This is a genomic window from Planomonospora algeriensis (assembly GCF_977012225.1).
This window is the reverse complement of the sequence record NZ_CDRNDK010000064.1, coordinates 1-21,313: the sequence shown is the minus strand read 5'-3', so window position 1 is coordinate 21,313 and position 21,313 is coordinate 1. Positions and strand designations below refer to the sequence as shown.

13 protein-coding genes and 1 pseudogene are annotated in these 21,313 nt (G+C 66.8%); 6 read left to right on the top strand and 8 right to left on the bottom strand.

The genetic code is table 11. The annotated features are described in order from the left end of the window. The 3 genes and pseudogenes from ACWJ6R_RS10085 to ACWJ6R_RS10075 form a co-directional block, all read left to right on the top strand. A pseudogene (locus ACWJ6R_RS10085) lies at positions 1 to 699 on the top strand (hypothetical protein); the annotation flags it as partial. A gap of 172 nt (positions 700 to 871) precedes the next feature. Further along, a complete protein-coding gene (locus ACWJ6R_RS10080; protein ID WP_449061952.1) occupies positions 872 to 1,501 on the top strand; it encodes a hypothetical protein in 630 nt (209 codons plus the stop codon). A 38-nt stretch (positions 1,502 to 1,539) separates the two neighbouring features. Beyond that, positions 1,540 to 3,579, top strand: coding sequence for an Hsp70 family protein (locus ACWJ6R_RS10075; protein WP_449061951.1), 2,040 nt, complete (start codon positions 1,540 to 1,542; stop codon positions 3,577 to 3,579). A 60-nt stretch (positions 3,580 to 3,639) separates the two neighbouring features. Here the strand turns inward: ACWJ6R_RS10075 and ACWJ6R_RS10070 are convergent, their stop codons facing one another. The 8 genes from ACWJ6R_RS10070 to ACWJ6R_RS10035 form a co-directional block, all read right to left on the bottom strand. Beyond that, positions 3,640 to 5,184: a protein kinase domain-containing protein gene (locus tag ACWJ6R_RS10070; RefSeq protein ID WP_449061950.1), complete on the bottom strand. Its 1,545-nt coding sequence runs from the start codon at positions 5,182 to 5,184 to the stop codon at positions 3,640 to 3,642. 126 nt (positions 5,185 to 5,310) lie between these two features. Continuing rightward, entirely contained in the window at positions 5,311 to 8,514 is a 3,204-nt protein-coding gene (locus ACWJ6R_RS10065) for a type I restriction endonuclease subunit R (RefSeq protein WP_449061949.1), read from the bottom strand. Between the two features lie 8 nt (positions 8,515 to 8,522). Next, on the bottom strand, positions 8,523 to 9,122 hold the full coding sequence (locus ACWJ6R_RS10060; protein WP_449061948.1) for a DUF4276 family protein: 600 nt from the start codon (positions 9,120 to 9,122) through the stop codon (positions 8,523 to 8,525). Next, positions 9,119 to 10,297: an AAA family ATPase gene (locus ACWJ6R_RS10055; RefSeq protein WP_449061954.1), complete on the bottom strand. Its 1,179-nt coding sequence runs from the start codon at positions 10,295 to 10,297 to the stop codon at positions 9,119 to 9,121. Before ACWJ6R_RS10055 ends, ACWJ6R_RS10060 begins: the two co-directional genes overlap by 4 nt. A gap of 107 nt (positions 10,298 to 10,404) precedes the next feature. After that, positions 10,405 to 12,504 carry an AIPR family protein gene (locus tag ACWJ6R_RS10050; RefSeq protein WP_449061947.1) on the bottom strand — a complete coding sequence of 700 codons (2,100 nt, stop codon included), beginning with the start codon at positions 12,502 to 12,504 and terminating at the stop codon, positions 10,405 to 10,407. Then, positions 12,501 to 13,796, bottom strand: a complete 1,296-nt coding sequence (locus tag ACWJ6R_RS10045) for a restriction endonuclease subunit S (protein ID WP_449061946.1) — start codon at positions 13,794 to 13,796, stop codon at positions 12,501 to 12,503. The genes ACWJ6R_RS10050 and ACWJ6R_RS10045 overlap by 4 nt, the downstream gene beginning before the upstream one ends. Continuing rightward, positions 13,796 to 15,832, bottom strand: a complete 2,037-nt coding sequence (locus ACWJ6R_RS10040) for a type I restriction-modification system subunit M (RefSeq protein ID WP_449061945.1) — start codon at positions 15,830 to 15,832, stop codon at positions 13,796 to 13,798. The genes ACWJ6R_RS10045 and ACWJ6R_RS10040 overlap by 1 nt, the downstream gene beginning before the upstream one ends. A 59-nt stretch (positions 15,833 to 15,891) precedes the next feature. Then, positions 15,892 to 17,877, bottom strand: a complete 1,986-nt coding sequence (locus ACWJ6R_RS10035; protein ID WP_449061944.1) for an N-6 DNA methylase — start codon at positions 17,875 to 17,877, stop codon at positions 15,892 to 15,894. Between the two features lie 433 nt (positions 17,878 to 18,310). Between ACWJ6R_RS10035 and ACWJ6R_RS10030 the strand changes: the two genes are divergently transcribed. From ACWJ6R_RS10030 to ACWJ6R_RS10020, 3 genes are all read left to right on the top strand, one after another. Beyond that, a complete protein-coding gene (locus tag ACWJ6R_RS10030) occupies positions 18,311 to 19,360 on the top strand; it encodes a DUF6119 family protein (RefSeq protein WP_449061943.1) in 1,050 nt (349 codons plus the stop codon). Beyond that, positions 19,273 to 19,944, top strand: a complete 672-nt coding sequence (locus tag ACWJ6R_RS10025) for a TIGR04141 family sporadically distributed protein (RefSeq protein WP_449061953.1) — start codon at positions 19,273 to 19,275, stop codon at positions 19,942 to 19,944. Before ACWJ6R_RS10030 ends, ACWJ6R_RS10025 begins: the two co-directional genes overlap by 88 nt. Before the next feature lie 486 nt (positions 19,945 to 20,430). Then, on the top strand, positions 20,431 to 21,313 hold an 883-nt coding region (locus tag ACWJ6R_RS10020), incomplete at its 3' end, for an AAA domain-containing protein (protein WP_449061942.1).

Genomic DNA, 21,313 nt, shown 5'->3' with positions numbered 1-21,313 from the left:
GTCTGGTCCTCCAGCCGGTCTGATCAACACACCTCAGCCTTTCAACATCAGTACCGATGGATCCTGATGGGGTGGTTGGACAAGGCCAAGACACAAGCGGAGAAGCTGCTGGAGGCGGCGGCCGCGAAAGACGACCGAGGAGAGTACCTCGTCGACCAGACCACCTATGCGGAGATCAACAATATCTGCGCCTATCTGGCGCAGGACACGAACGAACTCGAGTTCGCCATCCGGCTGCTGGAAGAAGTCGAGGACATCGAACCGGGCGCCACAAGGAACCTGGAGATCGTCAGAGAACGATCGGAAACCACCGTCAACGAGCGCCAGGACTGGCAGAACCCTTATCTGGCCATCGGTCTTCCCCACGGCTATGAGGACTGGAAAGACCATTACCGATCACTCCGGAAAGACCTCCGTGGGGACGTCAAGCGACTCGCAGCCGTCAACAAGGCGGTGAAGCGCCTGATGGATGACAAAACAAGCGGCATGGGGTTCTTCCTGGTCCCGCTGGACGACGAGACGCTCTCGGCGCCCCCCGAGCGCTCTCCGGTACTGCTACCGCCGATCGAGCCGCTCCCCCGCCAGACGTCTCCCGCGACCCGGGAAGAGCTCGCCGCACTCCGCGATGCCGCCGCCCACGAAATTCTCAACCACTTCCGCGAAGTCATCATCGAAGAGGATGCCGACCATGGCAGGTAAGCCCCAGAAGAACGGTTCGGGTTCGTCAGGCCGAGGTCGGGCGGACCGTCCTGCGTCTTCGCCCGTCTCACGGGAGGCGCGCTCCACACACGGTGGGACCAACCGGGGTGACATCGCGACGATCTCTCTTCTCAAGGATCTCCGGCATGATCTGGAAGGGAAGATCTCCGCGATGTCCGCCACCATCGGCCACAGGATCCAGGCCGAAGTGCGGTCCGGTGTCCGGGCGGCGCTCAAGGACGAGATTCGCGCCGAGATCGAAGCGGAGGTCCGCGACGAGATCACGCATGAGATCCGTGTCGAGATGGCGAACCGTTTGAAGTCCATGGTGAAGGATCATGATCGGCTCGACCCTCTGAAGATCCTCGATGGATTCGTCCGCCATGCCGCCGATCTCCTCGCCGAATCAGAAGGTAGGCACGGCGACCTTACTCAGCAACAACTTGTGAGCACTCTCCGGCAGGCGGTCCTCGAGTCCTTCCAGAGCCGCAAGCTCCACCTCGCCCAGTTGGCTGAGCTCGACTGCAGACTCCGGGAAACCGGCGGGCCGGAGTCGCTTCTCCTTCTGGTCGACGAACTGCTCACTGTGGCCGGTCTTCGCCGTATGGAGACGTACACGGACCATCCTCAGCATTTCACCATCGTCAACACACCGGCTGAAGGACAGTTCATCTCCATGGTTCAGCCTGCATACATCGACAGCACCACGGGCCGGGTCGTCCGCAGCGGGCGCCTGCGGCATGTGGCCGATCCGGTCTTCCTTCTGGAAAGTTCTGGCCCTGCGTCTGGAGAAGAGATCTGACCGTGGCAACAGGTATCGACTTCGGTACCACGAATTCCGTGGTGGCCCAGTGGGTCGGGGACGACGTCGAAGTGCTCGCGCTCGACAGCGACAACCTCGACTCCGACTGGCATTACCCGTCGTTCCAGAATCTCTTCCCCACCATCGCGGGTGAGAGCTCCACCCGGCTGGGCGCGTTGTTCGGCTGGGAGGCCAAGCTGCGTTCCAACCGTGTCCTAGAAGCGTGCAAGCGCATGCTCAAGGACGACGCGAGTCTGCAGCTGCGGGACAGGAGGGTGCCGGCGTCCGCGGTGGCCGCCGGAGTCTTCCAGGCCATGCGGGAGAGGGCCGAGCAGAACCTGCTCACCAGGATCGACAGCGCTGTCATCACCGTTCCGGCCAACGCCAGAGGCGCCGCCCGCTACCGGACCCGAGCCGCCGCACGCGCTGCCGGCATCACGGTGAAGGCTCTGCTCAACGAGCCCACGGCTGCGGCGCTCTCCTACATGCACGACATGCAGGACGAGGGCCGGATCATGGTCTTCGACTGGGGCGGCGGAACGATCGACGTCACCATCCTCGAGCACGTCGACGGAGTGTTCGAGGAACTCGCTTCCAAGGGCATCACCCAGCTCGGCGGTCTCGAAGTGGACAAGCGGCTCCGCGAGCTCCTCTTCCGGAAGCTGGGACGGCGTCCGACCCTCACCACGGAGGCTTCCCGAGAGCTCGACCTGGTCGTGGAACGAACCAAGATCCGGCTCTCGACCGAGGAGGCCGTCCTGGCGGGGATCCCGGGCAGCGACAAGCTGATCGAGGTCACCCGGGACGAGCTGGAGGACGAGATCACCGACCTGGTCGAACAGGCCCTTCAGCCCGCCCGCATGTGCCTCAACGATCTCGGCATGGACCCCGACGAGATCGAGGGCGTGCTGATGATCGGCGGTACCAGCCAGATGCCCTGCGTGCGTCGGGCCGTTGAACAGTTCATGGACGACGAGACCGTACCCGCCGAGATCTGCCACCCCATGACCGCGGTGGCCCGGGGCGCGGCCATCGCCGCTGCGATCTTCGACGGCGAGCTGGACAGCTACCTTCAGGTGTCGTCCATGTTCGCCCTGGGTACGGGCGCCACGGACAAGGAGACCGGCAAGAAGGTCTTCAGCACGATCATCGACCAGCACTCGCCTCTCCCCATCGAGGGGGAGAACAAGTACAACCCGGTCAAGGACGACCGGGAGCGGCTCCTGATCTCGGTGTGGGAGGCCGACCCCGCCAAGCCGCTGGAGGATCCGGAGAACTTCCAGCTCACCACGCTGGAGTTGAAGTACCCCAGACCCCTGCGCAAAGAGGACGCGGTCTTCAGGTTGAACTACACCTACACGCAGGACGGGCTCCTGCATGTGAAGGCCGTTCTCGACAAGACCGGCGAGGTGGTCCTCGATCAGGAGATCAGGGACTTCACCCACGGTGACACGTTGTCCATAGCGGAGATCCAGCGGCACATGCGGTCACTGGAAGGACTTCCCCAGGCTCCTCCTCCGCAGCCCCGCACCGTGACCACGCCTCCGCAACCCGTCTTCAGCTCCGCCCCCGAGGCGGCGTCGTCTCCCGTGCCCGTCGCGGAGCCGGAGTCGTCGGTGCCCGGTGTGCGACCTCTCGTCGTCGACGGATCCAATCTCGCCTGGTTCGGTCGTGACGTGAAGAAGGGAGACGTGCCCAGCCTCGACCAGCTTCTGAGGGGCATCGAGGCGCTGAAGGCGCAGTTCCCCGGTGCGGAGATCAGCGTGTTCGTGGACGCCGCCATGGCCCACCGGCTCACCTCTCTGGAGCGCGATGTCCTCCAGGACGCCATCCGGCAGGGCATCGTCACCCAGACTCCCGCCGGTACCCATGGAAAGGCCGACCGGTTGATCACCATGCTGGCGGAGAAGAAGAACGCCGTCATCGTGACCAACGACAGCTACAAGGAACTTCAGGCGGAGTATCCCTGGCTCCTGGACGACGGCCGGGTTCTCGGAGCAACGTACAGCAACGGTGTGTGGCTCTTCGCCGGCAGGACACCCGTCCGTCCTCGCCGGCCCGACGCGAACGGGTCCTGATCGCTTTCCTTGGCCTTCCCGGTGTGGACACCGGGAAGGCCCGGGAGCGGCCGGTCCGCGTCAACCGTTGGTGAGACGGAGCCTGGCCAGGAGATCTCTCACCTCCAGAGTCAGAGGATGAGTCGGGCCGTACAGCAGGTTCAGGTCCTGCTCGAGAGGCTGGAGCACACCGACCGCATCCTCGGCGTGGCCCTCGGCGGCCAGCAGAGCGCCGATGTCGCGCCGCAGCTCCAGCACGGTCTCGTCGCCGTCCCCCTTAGCTGCGCGGTACCGGGCCAGCACCTGCCGGAGCTGCTCGAGCGCCACCGTGCCCTGGCCGAGCTCCGCCCGGCAGAGGGCGGCCTGCCGCCGGCATTCGAGGGTCTCGATGTCGTCGGGGCCCGCGACACGTGCGTACGCCTCCGCCAGTCGGTCGAACTCGGGCAGGGCCCGCCGGAAGTCACCGCCGATCACCAGGATCGCCGCACGTCGCTGGCGGAGGAACAGGACACGGTGATTGTCCGCACCGAGTGCGGCGGCGGCGGGCTCCAGCACCGAGCGCAGCACATCCGCCGCCTGCGTGAACCGGTCGTCGGCCAGCAGGCCGTCGGACTGGTCCACCGCGGCTTTGATCGCCATCACCGCCTCGTCCGCCGAGACGACGTTCTCCTCGGCCGGTCCGGCCAGCGTCTGCTCGGGGCGGCACCGCGGTGCGCAGGGATCGCGGTAGGGGCGGGTCGGGTCGGGAACCCCTACCGGAGCCCGTTCCGAACGACTGGGGCGAGCCCCGGCGGAGGGAAGGAACGGCACCAGCCTCTCGAAGACCTCCTGAGCGTCCGCGGGCCGCTGCTCCGGCAGCTTCTCCAGCAGTTCCAGGGTCAGGCGCTCCAGGTCGGCGGGCGCATCGGGACGGAGCCCGCGCAGCGGGAGAGGCGCCTCGAACAGGTGCTGCTGCATGAGCCGGGGGCTGTCCGGGAAGACCGGCCTGCCCGTCAGAAGCTCGTACAGGATGCAGCCGACGGCGTACAGATCGCTCTGCGGGGTGACCTGGACCGCCTGGATCTGCTCGGGGGACATGTAGCGCGTCGTCCCCATCAGCACGCCCGCGGCGGTGAGCCTGGTGACGTCGGTCCGCAGGATCGCGGCGATCCCGAAGTCGAGGACCTTGACGGTTCCGTCCTCGGCGACCATGAGGTTGTCGGGCTTCAGGTCCCGGTGGACGACGGGGATCGCGTGCGCGTGGGACAGAACGGTGCAGGTCTGGGCCACCACCGCCGCCGCCCAGGAGACGGGCAGCAGGGTGCCCGGGGAGACGAACGCCGTCAGCGGCGTCCCGCGAACCAGCTCCATCACTAGGAAGAGCCGGGTGAAGTCCTCGTCAAGGACCGCGTCGTACACCTGCGGGACGCCGGGGTGGTTGATGCGCGCCGTGATCCGGGCCTCGCGGCGGAACCGTTTGGCCAGTGCCTCGGCATGCTCGGCAGAGGAGACGGCCTCGGAGAGAATCCGTTTGATCGCGACCTCACGGTCGAGGACGGCGTCGTATCCCCGCCAGACCCGGCCCATCCCTCCGGCGTTCATCTCCTCGACGAGCTCGTAGCGCCTGCCGACTGTCTGCGACCGCACTGGTCCCCCGGTCATCCCGCACTTGTCCCCATTTATGGAACCAGTGTGATCTCTTGGGTCGTCCGCCGTCCAGGGAATCACTCATCGCCCGGTGGCCCCGCACTCTCGCGGGGCCACCAGAGCACCTCACCTCACATCGTCCACGATCCCGTGTTGACGGCGAATGAGGTTCCAGGCGGCGCTGCGGGCACTGCGGTTGAGCGAGCTGCGGAAGTCCGGATCCGGACCGAAGTACTTGTGCCCCAGATCGGCGACGGTGTCGAAGTGCTCCATCATCTTCTCCTGGAAGACCCGGTCGAAGACGAAGCCGAAGTTCTCCTCGTCGACGTTGCCGACGGCCGCGAGCTGGACCTTCTCATTCTTGATCGTCTCCTCGAAGGGCTTGGCCAGGTCCTGTTCGGTGAACTCCGTGCCGAACCGCTCGTTGAACCTCTCGACCAGCTCCGACAGCGGTGACTTCTCCGCGTCCGCGCCGCCGCCGTGCCCGTCGCCGAACCCCCTCAGCGTCTCCGGGCCTTCCGCGGTGAGGCTGACGTCGTACTCGCCGGTCTTCTCGACCCGCAGATGCGTGAGGTCGATCTCTCCGATGTCCACGCTGCCGTCGTCACGCCGTTCCAGGCGGTTCAGCAGGTGCCGCCCGAACAGGTGGAGGCGCTCGAGCTCCTCGTCGCTGTAGGGGATGATCTGCGAGAGGAACGCGTACTTGCGGACGTAGTCGTTCAGGTCGGCCCGGAAGTCCTCCGCGGACGCGCGATCGTCCTCGTCCTCGCTGTGCAGCAGCGCGGAGAACCTCTCGCAGGCGGGCGCGAGGTGCCGGTACAGCTCCGCGTGGAGCTTGGCCCATTTCCCCTGGTCGCCCGCGGCCTTCTCCTCCGCGGCGAGGTACGCGGCAGCGAAGGCCTGCATCTCCGCCTCGACCAGGATCGGTACGGACATCACCCTGGCCTGGGCGGTGTACAGCAGGTTGGGGTCGGTGGGGAAGGCCTGCGCCTGCTCGAAGTACGGCCGGAAGGCGTCCTGGATGTCCCCGGCGTCGTTGACGAAGTCGAGCACGGCCAGGTCGCTCTGGGACTTGACGTCCATGGTCCGGTTCAGCCGCGACAGCGTCTGGACCGCGTTGATCCCGGTGAGCTTCTTGTTGACGTACATCGTGGTCAGCAGCGGCTGGTCGAAGCCCGTCTGGTACTTCTCCGCGACCACGAGGATCCGGTACTCGGGCTGCCCCGGCCCGCCCGCCTGCACGGACTTGTCGTCGGCGCGCGTGTAGGCGAACGCCTTCGGCAGCGCCGGCTCCGACAGGCCGCCGTTCTCCTTGGGCTCGCTCGTCTCCTCGCCGTCGTAGACGAGCGTCCCGGAGAACGCCACCAGCACCCCGATGCCCTGGTAGCCGCGGTCGCCGATGTAGCGCCTGATGGAGCGGGCCATCTGCACGGCGCTGTGCCGGGAGGCGGTCACCACCATCGCCTTGGCCCGGCCGCCGAGCCGGCCGGCGGTGTGGGCCTGGAAGTGCTCCACGATCACCTGCGCGTGCTGCGCCACGGTCGATTCGTGGGTGAGCGCGTACCGGGCGAGCAGCGGGTTCGCCTTGGCCGGGTCGACCTCCCGCTCCTCCGGGTTGTTGTTGACCAGCTTCCAGTACGTGTTATAGGTGATGTAGTTCGCGAGCGGGTCGAGGATGAAGCCCTCCTCGATGGCCTGGCGCATCGCGTAGGTGTGGAACGGCCGGTAGACCCCGTCCTCGCCGAGCGTGCCGAACAGTTCCAGCGTCTTGGCCTTCGGCGTCGCGGTGAACGCGAAGTACGACAGGTTGGCGCTCATCCCGCGCCGGGCCGCCCTCTCCTTGAGCTTGGCGTCGGTGTCCTGGCTCTTCCCGTCCGGTACGGCGGGCGCCGCGGGGACGCTGGTCGCGCCCGCCTCGTCGCTGTCGGAGTCCAGGCCCAGGTCCCGCAGCGCGTCGCGGACCGCGGTGGCCGCGTCCCCGGACTGCGACGAGTGCGCCTCGTCCACGATGATCGCGAACCTGCGGCCCTTGATCTCGGTCGGCGTGCGCCGCAGATACTCCAGGAGAGCGGGGAAGGTCTGCAGCGTCACCGCGATGATCTTCCCTGTCTCCCGGGACAGGGCCGCGGCGAGCTGCTCGGACTTGGCGCCCCGCTTCTCGTCGATCGCCACGACGAGTCCGGCCGTCTGCTCGAAGCTGCCGACCGTGTCGCGGAGCTGGGCGTCCAGGTTCCGCCGGTCGGTGATGATGAGGACCTTGTCGAACGCGGGCTCTCCGGGCTTCAGGCCCTTGGCCACCGCCTCGGGGTCGAGGAACGCGGGGTCTGCGGGGATGTGCAGGGACGAGAGCCGGTAGCCGAGCCAGGCGATCGTGTTCGACTTGCCCGAGCCGGCCGACGCCATGACGAGGTAGTTGTGCCCGGCGCCGTGGCGGGCGACGTGGTCGGTCAGGGACCGCACGACGTGCCACTGGTGGTAGCGGGGGAAGACGATCCGCTTGGCGGTCCGCCCGTCGGCTCCCTTCTCCTTGTGCAGGTGAACGTAGCGCTCCAGCAGGTCGAGCCAGTTGTCCGGCTGCCAGATCTCCTCCCACAGGTAGGAGGTGGCGTACGTGCCGGGCTTGGCGGCCTTCGGGTTCCCCTTGCCTCCCGGCCTGCCCGGCCCTTCCGATCCCTGGTTGAACGGCAGGAAGACGGTCTTGTCCCCGCGCAGCCGCGTGGCGACGAAGACCAGGTCGGGGTCGACCGCGAAGTTCGCCACCACCCGCCGCGAGAAGATCGGCTCCGTAGGGTCACGGTCGGTCCGGTACTGCTTCTTTGCGTCCTCCACCCCCTGGCCGGTGAGCGGATTCTTCAGCTCCGCGGTCGCCATCGGGATGCCGTTGAGGAACAGCGCGAGGTCGAGCCGGTTGCCCTTGTCCTTCTGCTTGGCCGCGTACTCCAGCTCGCGGACCACGGTCAGCCGGTTCTTGCGGTAGTCGCCCAGGATCTCCTCGGACGTCACCAGCGACGGCTTGAAGTACGCCACCCGGAGCCGCACCCCGCGGTCCTTGACGCCCTTGCGCAGCACCTCGAGGAGGCCGTCGCCGGCGATCGCCTGGTCGAGCCGCCTGGCGAAGCCCTGCTGCGCGGCCTCGACGTCGCCGCCGTAGGCGGTGACCAGATCGTGCCAGTCGTCGGCCTGGGTGTCACCGATGAACGTGAACAGCTCGGCCGTGTCCAGCCCGAGCTCGGGCCGGTAGTCGGAACTCAGGCCGAGCCGCCAGCCACTGGCGCACATCGAGGAGACGATCGCGTCACCGAACGCCGATTCGTGGTGGATGGGACTCATGGGGGGATCTACCTCTTCCCGGTGATCAGATACTCGACGTCACGCCAGAACTTGTCGAACGACGGCGCGTTCGCCCGCGCCATCCGCATGTCGAACTGCGCCGCCAGCCCCGACTGATGGCTCTGCGGCCGGTACGGCATGCCGCTTGGACGGTGTCTGCTCAACCACTCCTTACAACCGCGAATCTTCTCCGGCTCCGGCGGCACGGGCAGACCCTCCGGAAGGTCCTGGCAGCCGCTGAGCGACGGAGCAGCCGCCAGGAACCACGCCTCGAACTCCCGGTTCGCCAGCACCACGGCCGCACGCAGATCCGGCCGGGCCGCTCGGATGCGGGCCAGCAACCCCGGCCCCAGGGCGGCGGGACAGTCGTCATCGGCGTCGAGGAGCACGAGAAGCCCTTCCAGCCCACCGGCGTTGGCCAGTACGGCATCGATCGTGCTTTCGATCCCTCGTTCCTTGACCAGCGAATCCCGTCCCACCCGGAACGGCCGCAGGAACTCCGGCCATCGCTCGGGCAGCAGTTCCGCGGCGATCCGGTAGAGCAGGATGGGAAGGGCTTTCACCTCCCCGTGCCCTTCCACGACGATGGCGATGCGCTGAGAGGTCATCGCCTCTCCTTCGCGGAATCGGCAGGCCGCAGGTGCCCCTGCCGGTGCATCTGCGGCAGCTGGGAAGGGTTGGCCGCGAGGTGGCGGCTGGTGTAGTCGTCAAGCTCACCGATACAGGTGATCCCTCCGGTCATCTCGACCATCCTCAGATGACCGGGCTCGACGTACTCGTCATCCAGCAGATCCGAGCTCTGCGTCGTGGCGATCACCTGCGTGCGTTCCGACGCGGCGTGCATCGCCTCGAACAGGGCCGACGCGTTCGCCGGGTGAATGGCCCTCTCCGGCTCCTCAAGGGACACCAGTGGGATCGATCCGTCACCGGTCCCGGGTTGGAACAGAGCCGCCAGTATTCCCGCGGCCCGCAGTGTCCCTTCCGACAGCTCCTGCCGCCGGAAGACGTTCACATGCGGATCCCCTTCATGCACCGCGCCGGCAGCCACCGCCTGCCAGAACGGCAGCACCGGATCACCGCTCCAGAACCGGGCCTGGACCGTGGAGAACTCGCCCTCCCTGCGCTCGTCGACCCCGAGCGCCTGGGGGATGACCGCCCGGAGGAACTCGTCCAGATACTCCTTCTCCGCCGGGTCGGCCTCCGCGAGGTGTCCGAGCACATGGCCGAGATGCTCACCGTGAGGTCCGAGCGCGGTATGGCGTTGCGTGTCGTCGTCGATACCGCTGAGGACCGCGGGAACGAGGTCGTAGAAGCGCATACCGCGCAATGCCGCCTCGACCTCCCGGAAGGGCGTGTCGAACACCGAGGCGGGCAGGAAGAGCCGGTCGTGCTCTCCCTGCGCCGCACGCTCACCCGCGTAGACGAGAGCGCTGGCCTCGAAACGCTCCGGCGTGGAGACGAACCACTCCTCTTCACCTCCGGAGAGCCTGGCACGGCATTCCTCTCTGAGGACGACGGGTGCGTCTCGCCGCTCTCCGCCCCTGCCGATCTCCATGCTGTATACGGCCTGGCTGACTCGCTCGCTCCGCGCGCCGAACCCGAGGTCGAGCCGGATCGAGAAGCTCGCTGCCCGCACTCCCGCCTCGGGAGCCTGGCAGAGCACCCGGTCGAGCCCGCCCCTGACCGAAACCGCCCGTCCCGGTGAGGCGGTGAGAGCATCGGACACGAAACGAAGCACGTCGATGAAGTTCGACTTCCCCGCCGCGTTGAACCCGGCCAGCACGGTCAACGGCCCCAGCCGGACGTCGCAGTCGGCGAGTGATCGGAACCCCTTCACCCGGACCCGAGAGACAAACGGAGTACTCGATATCACGTCGCTGGTATGAGCGTTCATGACTTTTCGCCGTCACGAGCGAACTCGGCCAGCTCAACCAACGATCCCTGCCCACTGAGGAACCAGTAGCGTGTTCCCTGCACCGAGTTCTCCTTGCCCAGTGCCTGCTCGCGCATATGTTGCACGAGTCCGGTCGGTGAATATTGCTGACCGTCCGCTTCCCACAGCAGCGGCTTGGATTTGCTATTGACCCACGTCACGCGCCCTCGCCGCGGATCCTGGGCCAGCCATGGCGTCATGAGGTGACGTTCCTCGCCAGTGATGGGACGGAACTCCAGAGGAGTTCCCTCTTCGAGCACCCCGGCTTCAACCAGGATACTGACCGCTTTACCCTTCTTAGATCCCCGTACGGCTGGAGCGGGCACATATTCCGGAGCCAGTTCGGGGATCTCGCCTGAGCTCAATCCCAGAAGTACCCGTTTGACCAGGATCTGGGATTTCTCCGGATTCTTGAAAACACTGATGACGTAGCTGTTCTGCCCGAACTCGTCATCGAGGGCATGGATCATCCACCGCAACGCCCGCTCACTGACCAGAGGGACCCTCGACAGGACCGCTTCCTCCCACGTAGCCCCTGGATGGTCAATCTGCCCATGATTCAAATGCTGGAAAACAGCATGAGCCAGCAGATGTCCGCACTGCGAGGCGATGGCCGCGCCTCGACCCTCACGCTCGTCCGCGGACTCGGCCAAATACCGTTCCACTTCTCGACGCAGCAGAACGGATCGCCATACACGATGAGCGCTCGGCTTCTTCCCGAACAGCAGCACGTACGCCGATCCAGGTCCTGTCTCCCATAAAGATTCACCGCCCAATCTAGCCTGTACGGCCAGCCTCGCATTGGAGTGCGCGCACGCCAACGCCTCCGCTGCTTCCAGATTGGTACATCCGGTTTCGCGGTTCGGCTCGTCCTCTCCCCGTTTGATGACATATGCCTTACCTAGTGCCCATGCGAACTCGTCGCGGAGCTCGATCTGAACGGGGTCCAGTGCGGCCAGATCACGCTTTTCGACACGGTTCTGCGTGTTGGTCGCCCCAGTCACCTCACCGGAGAACCCTTCGGGGCAGTTCTCCAGTGAAATAACACGCACCCATATCTGCGCCTCTCCGGCGACATCCGGCTTGCGGCGCAATGCCTCCGCTATGGCGGCCACGGTCTGCGCCCCGTTGACCACGCTTGCGCCTTCGAGCACGATGTCGCGTGACCCGTTCGGGCTCGTTCCACCACGAGGAGTCGCGCGTATCCTTTCACACAGCACTGTGATGCCGTTGTTGAAATACCAAAAATCGTCCGGCCGCTCACAAAGGGTGTCGATCAGCTCCCGATTCACCTTTGTCAGGCCGAGCGACTTCCTAATGTTCTGGTCGAACAACCGGTCACCGTATGTTTCATGCCAACGGGCGACTTTTTCTACGGGCATGACACCGTAGTACGCCGTATAGGGGTTGGTGAGCCATCCACAACCGTCGAGCGTCACAGACAGCTCGACGTGAGGAGGCGCGGAATCTGCTCGAATCAACCGGTGGAAGTCCCGTAGACCGAGAACCTTGATGTCAAGCATCTCGTCACCGAAACTGTTGAGCTTCTGGGCGACGTCCGCCATGGGCTGACGGACCTCATTGCTGACAGATGCGTCACCCAGCAGCGCAGGAACAAGCGTGATCTTCACACCGGTGTCGCGCAGGACCCGGTCCACCTTGTCGGAGATGGCCTGGAACCGGGAATTGAAACGTGAGTATTTGGCATTCAGCAGGAGGTCCAGACCCTGAACGAGCTTCAGCGCCGCTCCGAGATCGAACCCCGCCACGCCCTGCTGACTCCACTTGGTCTGGATCAGCCAGAGGTGCGGTTCCGCCTCGTCCACAGCGATCGCGTCGATCCCGTGATCATCCCGTCCGTCGATGACAGCCGCAGCCGCGTCCACGGACGAGCAGCCGGTCAGGTGCCGCACCGTGAACGCAGCCAGAGCCCGGGTAAGGAATTGGACGCCCCTCTGGGACTCCTGAGCGTTCACCGCTACGTCGGACAGATCGATCAGCCCGTCGAACTCCCCGGTAAGCGCCTCCTGAATATGACGAACATGAAGAACACTCACACATCCTCCAGCCCACGCCCACTTGCGGACGACACGTCAAATTGGCCGGTTACAGCCGCCGTGACCAGTTCCCTCCGCCGTTCTGCCAACAGCGCGAGTTGCCGATCGAGCAGCCCCCAGGCCGACTCCAAGGCATCAAGTTTGACACGGATCTGCCGTACCAGAGCTCGCTGCTCTACGACCGACGGGAGCGGGATGGGAAAGCTGAGGATCTTACTGCTGTTAGTGGACGCCAGGTTCGTGGTTTTAACGCCGGTGCTTTCGAAATAGCAGCGGCCATGCAGGGTCCGCGTCATGAGAGCGAGATAATCGCCATCCAGACGGTCGAGTTCCGGACGGAGTGCGAATATGTGATTCTGGTGAAGACAGTCGGACAGCTCCCCCCGCCAAACTGCGCCACGCCCGAGCTTGTCAAGATCACCCCCCTCGGTCATGAGTACATCTCCAGGCCGGAGAGTGCTGCGCTTGGCGATATCCCTTGGCACTGTGATCTCAGTGACCGTGTCCAGCGCGAGATGCCCCGCTTGAACGTTCGCCACGCGAAGATAAGGGCGTGTCACCGCATCTCCGCCGACATCGCGCCTGCCATCGACTGTGAGGCCGTTCTGAAGGCGGCACACGTAGCCGAGCCGGACGAGAGGTCGATCAGCGGCGATCTCCGGCAGCCACGTCCACGGCCATTGATTGAGTGGCCGCGTCAGGATCCCGGGGATCAAGGTCTCCGAGATCTCGGCATAACCTCGTTCGTCCAGAACGGATCGCTGATTTGCTCGGCGCAAGGAAAGCCTGTCGATGCGGGCCGTCTCGGCATCGAGGAAGTCAGCGATACGTCGCTGCTCCTCCAATGCAGGTAGACGCACTGGAAGGTTACGCAGGAAGTCATCCGGAACGCGCTGCTGGCCTGCAACGCCATACATCTCCGACTTTCCGATTTTAAGAAAGCTGTGAGTATTTACCACATAGAAGAGGAACCGAGGATCGATACGCGGACCTGGCCTGAGCACATGAAGCTCCGTCGTTCCGGCCCCAACCCCCGAGTGAAGGCCATTGATCAGTACAGCCCTCCCCGCCTCAAACGTTGGCGTGATCTTTGGAACAAGGATGTCACCATCCTGAAACCGCGTGTATCCAGTAACAACCTCAGCCTTGGTTCGGCGGCGCGATATATCCAGCCTTTCCCCTGGCCACACCGCTTCCATCGGAAGGAAAGTGAGTTCCTCGTGATCGGCAAGACGCTCAAAAGCAGGCGTCGGCGGATTAACTGCCGCGAGATGTCGCAGTCGCACGGTCATCACTCCGTCACCTCCCCCAGCAGTGCCTGGATCTCGGCCTCCAGGGCCTTGAGCTCGGCGTCGATCTCCGCCAGCGGGCGCGGCGGCTTGTACACGTAGAAGTGGCGGGTGAAGGGGATCTCGTAGCCGACCTTGGTCTTGCCGTGGTCGATCCAGGCGTCGGGCACGTGCGGCAGCACCTCGCGCCGGAGATACTCCTCCACGTCCTGATCCAGCGGAACGTTCTCGTAGTCGCGCAGCTCCGGGTCGGGCTCGGGCTCGCCCTTCTTCAGCTGCACCTCGCCCTCCGGGTCGCGCACGCCGATGACGTCGCGGAGCGCGGTGAGAAAGGGCTGCGTGGACGGCCAGAGGATGCCGGCCGAGGCCATCGCCTCGCGCACCCCGGCGAAGGCGGCGAGCTTCCCCTCCCAGCTCTGCCCGACGAGCGGCTTGAGCGCCTCCGTCATCGCGGCCGCGTCCACGTGCTTGGCCAGGGCCTTCGACGCCAGGACCGCGTCCAGCGTCGCCTCGGTCACCTCGAAGCGGAGCTTGAGCGGGCGCTCCACGGTGATCCGGCGGTAGCCGAAGTCCTCGTTGGCGAAGACCTTCACCTTGCCGTGCAGCGGGTGCTCGGGGTCGGCGGCGGCGTGCAGGGCCTCGCCGTACAGCCGGGTCAGCTCGGCGATGTGCTCCTTGGTGAGGTATTTGCGCTTGTCACCGAGCGATTTGCGCATCTTCGCCCAGTGCTCCCGGCCGTCCAGCAGCACGACCCTGCCCCGGTGGCCCTTGTCCTTGCGGTTGGTCAGGATCCAGAAGTAGGTGGAGATGCCGGTGTTGTAGAAGAGCTGGTCGGGCAGGGCCACGATGCCCTCCAGCCAGTCGTTCTCCAGGATCCACCGGCGGATCTTCGACTCACCGGAGTCGGCGGCGCCGGTGAACAGCGGGGAGCCGTTGAAGACGATGGCGATGCGGCTGCCGCCCTTCTCCACCGGCTTCATCTTGGAGATCATGTGCTGGAGGAAGAGCAGCGAACCGTCGTTGATACGCGGCAGGCCGGCGCCGAAGCGGCCGCTCGTCCCCTCCTTCTCGTGCTCGCGCTCCACGACGTCCTTGACCTTCTTCCACTCCACCCCGAACGGCGGATTGGCGAGCAGGTAGTCGAAGGTCCTGCCGCGGTGCCCGTCCTCGCTGAACGAGTTGCCGAACTTGATGTTCTCCGGGTCGTTCCCCTTGATCATCAAGTCGGAGCGGCAGATGGCCCAGGACTCGGGGTTGAGCTCCTGGCCGAAGGCCTCGATGGTCGCGTCGGGGTTCAGTGCGCGGATGTGCTCCTCGGCCGCGGTCAGCATGCCGCCGGTGCCGCAGGCGGGGTCGAGCACCCTGCGGGAGGTGCCGGGGACGGTCAGGAGATCGTCATCGGGGGCGAGCAGCAGGTTGACCATCAGCTCGATGACCTCGCGGGGGGTGAAGTGCTCACCCGCGGTCTCGTTGGACTGCTCCGCGAACCGCCGGATCAGCTCCTCGAAGACGTAACCCATGTCGTGGTTGGAGACCACGACCACCGGCTTGCCGTCCTCACCGATGACCACCTCCCCATCGGCGTCCCGCCGTACCGGGCGCAGGTCCAGGTCCGCGAACCGTCCCACCACCTGGTACAGCAGGCCGGCCGCGTCGAGCCGCTTGATCTGCTGGGCGAACTCGTACTTCTCCATCACCTCCTGGGCGTTCGGGGAGAACGCGCCGATGTAGGCGTTCAGGTGCTTGGCCGCGTGCCCCGCATCACCTGCGATCTTCTTGAGCGTGTACTCGCTGGTGTTGTAGAAACTGTGGCCCGAGGCCTTCGTCAGCCAGGGACCCGCTTCGAGGCCCAACTCCTCCACCCGCTTGCTCTCGGCCAGGACCCTGCCCCGCGTGGGGGCCAGGACGCACTCGAGGCGGCGCAGCACCGTGAGCGGCAGGATGACCTTGCCGTAGTCGGACTGCTTGTAGTCGCCGCGCAACAGGTCCGCGACCGACCAGGCGTGGTTCGCGAGTTCGGCGACCTTGCTGTGGTTCACCGGTTTCCTTTCCGTTACTACTTCAGGGTTCGAATGCCTAAGACGGGGTGTCGCCCGGGTCAGTCGCCGGGCGGAAGCAGGGACCCGCTGGTGAGTCCGGTGCCGAGCTGCCGCGAGGTCTCCTCCGCCAGTCGTACGGCCAGGTTCGCGGCCCTCCGCATCGCGGCCAGTCTGCGGAACGCCCGGCCGTACCGCCGTTGCTCCTCCAGGGGGAGCAACGGCACCCGTAGCCGCCGGGCGTCGACGCGCACGACCGTGCTGCCGGTGGCCGTGCTGTGGAGGTTCTCCTCGGCGGCCAGGAAACCGGCGAGGAACCAGGGGTCGAGCCGGTCGAGATCGGGCCGGAAGAGATAGAGGTGCGGGCCGAGAAGCGCTCCCGCGTCCCGGTCGTCGGCGACCCGGGCCGTCCCCGCGCCTCCGTGCAGCATCTCCGGGAGCACGACGTCGCCGCGCTGGAGCTCCAGCAACTCGGTGAGGGCGCTCTCCTCGGCGCTGCCCGATACCGTCCGGTCCGCGACGACGTCTCCCGCCGTCAGGACGAGGCGACCGTCGCCGTCCGGCAGCACGACCGGCTCCGTGAGTCGTCTTCCCCGTGACGCCCCTGCCACGCGATGGAGTCCGATGGCTCCGCCGCGCATGAGGTCGGCGACGGTCGCCGTGCGCCACGTCACGGCCTTCACACCGCCGGGTTTCCACTCCTCACCGCCGCTCACCGCGACGAGCGCGTCGGCCGCGCGGCGCAGCCGCACGCGTGTGGCGCGTGCCGACTCGGCCTGCTGGTCCGGTGCGATCGCAGGGGGCGCGGTGTGGACGTGGCGGCTCGGGGTGAGGTCGACGCCTTCGTCGATCAGTTCCAGGGCGGGCACGGCACGGGCGACACCGGGAACCGTCTCGAAGTCCTCAGGCGCCTCCTCGTACCGTCGCCAGTGCTGGAGGATGGTCCGGCGGAAGTCATGCGGGGGCTCCTTCCGCGTGAGTATGCGGATCTCTCCCTTAACCAACGCTCTCCTCGCCAGTTCCGCGAGGGCCTGTGTCTTCCCGGAGCCGGTGGAGAGCCGCAGTGTGCCGGGTAGCTCCTCCTGCGCCGTGTCGACGAAGAGCACCGGTGGGACGTCCGCCCTGTCGTCGGCGGGCCGCCGGAGGATCCACAGGTGGAGGCCGACGTGCTGGGGCGGCGCGGCTCCGGGAGGCAGGGATGCGATCGCACGCAGTGCGCCACGCCGTACGAGCTCGGCGCGGATCTTCCGTCCTCCGGACCGTTCGGCGACCGCGGGAGGCAGCAGTATGACCGCCGGCCCGCCCGGCTCCAGGTGGGCCAGGCAGTGCTGGACCCAGGCCAGCTCCGACTCCCCCTTGGGGGGCACGCCGTACTCCCACCGGGCGTCATAGCCCAGCTCGTCATGCCCCCAGTCCCGGTCCGCGTACGGCGGGTTGCACAGCACGGCCTCCGCGGTCAGCCCGGGGAAGGCGTCCTCCCTAAGGGAGTCACCTGCCCGGATCCGGACCTCGGATCCGGGGACGAGCGCACCGACGCGGACGGCCGCCTGATCGGCCTGGACCGGGGAGACGTCCTGCCCGATGAGGCTCGCGGAGCCCTGTCGTCCTGCCGCGATCAGCAGTCCTCCGGAGCCGCAGGCAGGGTCGTAGACGCTCGCCGGATAGGTCGTCCCTTCGAGGAGCGCGGCCATCAGGTCGGCCACCACCTCAGGCGTGCCGTACACGCCACGTGCGGTGCCGTCAGCGGGTTGCCGCTCGTGCAGCACGTCCAGCGTCTCCGCGATTCCGCTCGTGTTCACGGCCCGCAGGACGGTTTTCAACGCCGGGACGGCCGACGCCGTGAGCCCGTCCCGGCGGGCGTGCGGCAGCAGACCGGCTCGCTCCTCCAACGGGCCCCGTATCCCGGCAAGGAACTCCTCATCCGAGAGTCCGATCAGCTTCCGGCGTGCGGCGCCGTCCATCCGCGCGACGGCGAGAAGAAAAGCGGACAGGTGGTCGGGGGTCACCTCGCGGGGAAGCCTGCGCAGCTCCGCGCGGAGCTCGTCCATTGCCGATCGCTCCGGGAGCTGCCCGCGGCCGCCAGCCATGCTTCGACCGCCACCCGGTCATAGGTGGGGTTCGCCTCCGTGCCCCCGCTCGGCAGCGGGAAGTCCGTGTGACGGCGCCGCCAGTTGCTGACCGTCGCCCGCGTGACTCCCGCGAGACGGGATATCCCGGCAGCTGTCAGCTGCTCAGGCTGCTGAGACACCACTCACCTGCCAAGACTCGAACGGATCGCCGACACGCTTCACTGTACACACATCGCGAACAATGCAAAAGCGATTGACAGTGTTTTCACTCCATGATCTCCTGTAGATGCTTTCAGCGTCGCGAGTCTAGCGACGCCAGCGGTCGCACGTGGTTCGAATCCGCACCATCCATCCCGCCGTTCCCCTCGGCCGTGCCTGGAGACACGGCCCACTTCCCTGTGGAGAGCCGGACATGGCTGACACCCGCGTTGTCACGCTGTACCACCTGCTCGACGTCGAGCCCACCCTCGACGGACTGTTCTGCGCGCTCGACGGAGAGCGCCTCGACGAGCTGGAGTTCGCTCCGCTCTTCCCCGAGTTCCCCGGAGCCGTCGCCTACCTCGTACGCGGCCACTTCACGATCCCCAAGGTCGGCTGGTCCGGCGACCTGTCCCAGCTCGTCGGGGAGGACCTGTCGCTCGACGACAGGAAGGCCGCCGCGCTGCTCCTCATCGCCGTCGACGGCGAGGTCTTCGCCATCGGCTTCGGCCAGGGCTTCCGGCTCGTCCCCGACGACCTGAAGGACCCCGACTTCGGGCTGCGGTTCGCCGTCCGCGCGGTCGACCCTGACTGCGTCCGCGACATCGTCCGCCGGTCGATGACCCGCCGGGGCCGTCAGGACTCCACCCTGGTCCCCTCCGGCCTGCCCATCGGCAGCATCGGCGTCCGGCAGCACGCCGAGATCGTGCGGCGGCTCGGCGGCGAACTGCACACGGACATCCTGGGACTGGAGGACGGGGCCACCGTCTTCGTCGACGGCTCCGCCGGTCTGCGGCTCCCCATCCCTCTGGACGACGTCAAGCTCGTCGCGCTCCTCAAGCAGATCACCAAGGTCTGCGCGGCCGACGTCCACCCGAGCTTCGCCTTCATCGAGGCGATCAAGGCGGTGCGGGACGCCTCGCTCGTCAGCCGCCTGGACGCCCTGCTCGACAAGGGGCTCCGCGGCGAGGTCGACATGCCCTTCGACCTCGCCGTGCCCGTCGAGCTCGTCCCCAAGCTCACCGAAACCGCCTCGTACAACATCAGGATCGGCCCCGCGTGGATGAGGAGCAGGCGGAGCCTGGAGATGGAGGACATCCTGAGCCGCTGCCGCGTCCTGCACAGCAGCACGCCGACGGCGGCGCTGCGCGAGGGCCGCATCGAACTGTCCGGCGACTGCGACGGGACCGGCTCTCTCGGCGGGCCCCCGCCATCTGCTGGCTGGAGACCGAGCTCACCATCGGCGCCCATCACTACTTCCTGATCGACGGGGAGTGGCACGAGACCGGCCTGGAGTACCTCGACTCCATCCGCAGGCAGGTCACCGAGCTGATCAGCACGGACTCCCCGACGGTCCTGCCGCCGTGGAGGAAGGGCGAGCACGAGGTCACCTACAACCTGCGGGTCCAGCACGAGCTCGGCCGCGCGAACTACCTGTGCCTGGACCGCAAGTACGTGCGGACCACTCTCCACCGGGGAAACGGGTTCGAGGCCTGTGACCACTACGGCCCGGAAGGCCGGCTCGTCTGCGTCAAGCCCGCCAAGGACTCCCCTCCGCTGAGTCACCTGTTCAACCAGGCCCTCGTCGCGGTCGAGGCACTGGTCAACCAGCCCGAGGCCAGGGCACGGTTCCGGGAGGTCGTCGCCGAGGTGAGCGAGGGGACCCGGGACGTCCCTCTCGACTACCGGCCCAGGAAGGTGGTCTTCGCGATCCACCTCAAGACCGGACGGACGCTGACTCCCGAGACGCTCTTTCCCTTCGCGCAGGTCGCGCTCGTCAACATGGCCACGACGTTGAAGTCCCTCTACGACGTGGACGTCGAGGTCGTCGGCATCCCCGCCGAATGACCCCGTCGTGATCCAGGCGGCCGGAAGCCGCCCGGGTCACGGCCACCCCTGCACGGGCTCTGCCGTACGGCGGCATCGTCTGCACGTGGAGACGACGCCGCCCCGGCGCAGAGGCACCGACGACCTCCCCTCCACCGCCGGAACGGCGATGGCACCATCCAGCCCTTGTCCGGCAGAGCCGAGTTCCCGATCATCGGCATGCCGGTCTCCTCACCCCCGAGGGAGCATGATGACAGGAACACAGCAGAGACCCTTCCCCGTCGACGACCTCCTTCGGGCCGTGCGGCTGGAGATCACGACCGAACTCCGCAGCGACGGTGACGGGGAGAAGATCCCCTGACCGCCGGACGGAGGAATGGAAGCGACGGGGAGGTCCAGGAGTACCTGTTCTCCTGTCAGAAGTGGAAGGACACATTCTCCGGGGAGAAACTGCTCGTCCGGCTGTCACGCTCCCGCGCTCCGTGGGCGAGGGCCGAGGCCGCGCGAATGCACGACGGCAAGATTCGGGTCCGCACCGCGGCCGATCTGGGCACCCGGCCCGACAACGCCCAGTTGCGGATGGACGAGTCGGCGGGCCTGGAGACCCTCGTGGAGCGGCTGGAGTCCGCGGGCGAGGCCGACGGCCCGGTCAACCTCACCACTGCGGGCTGGCTGCTGGGTCAGGGACGGCCGCGTACCGACCGCTGCACCACCCCCGAACGCTTCGTCCGCGGGTATCACGAACGTCCGTTCAATCCCCGGCAGCGGCAGGCGATCGAGCAGGCCCTCGGCAGCGACCTCACCTTCATCTGGGGGCCGCCGGGGACCGGGAAGACCGACGTCGTCGCCTCCATCGTCGAGGGCTGCTACCGGCAGGGAATGCGCGTCCTCTTCGTCGCCCCGACCAAGGTCGCCGTGGACCAGGCACTGGAGCGGATCTGCGACCTGCTCTCGGACGAGGAGGACTTCGACGCGGGACTCGTACAGCGCGCCGGAGACATCGAGCTCGCCTCCCTGGCCGGCAGATTCGGTGACCAGATCAACGCCGAGCGGATCGCCGCCCGGCTCGCCGCCGCCGCGCAGATCACCAGGACACGCGAGATGCTGGACGCGGCACGGCAGGACCTCGCGCTCCACTCCGAGGCCGGACGTCTCGCGGACGAACTCCGGGACCTGCGGGCACGGCACGACGAGGCCGCACGGCACAGCACCGTCCTGCACCGCCGGACCCAGGACGGCCGAACCTCCATCGCCGAGATCGAGCAGCAGATCCGGGACATCGGCATCCCGTCCGGGCTCCGCGCCAAGAGGAAACAGGCCAGGCTCGACGCCCTCGACCTGCGTTCCGCAGCTCCGGGCCGATCCATGCCACGTTCGGCCCTGAAACCGC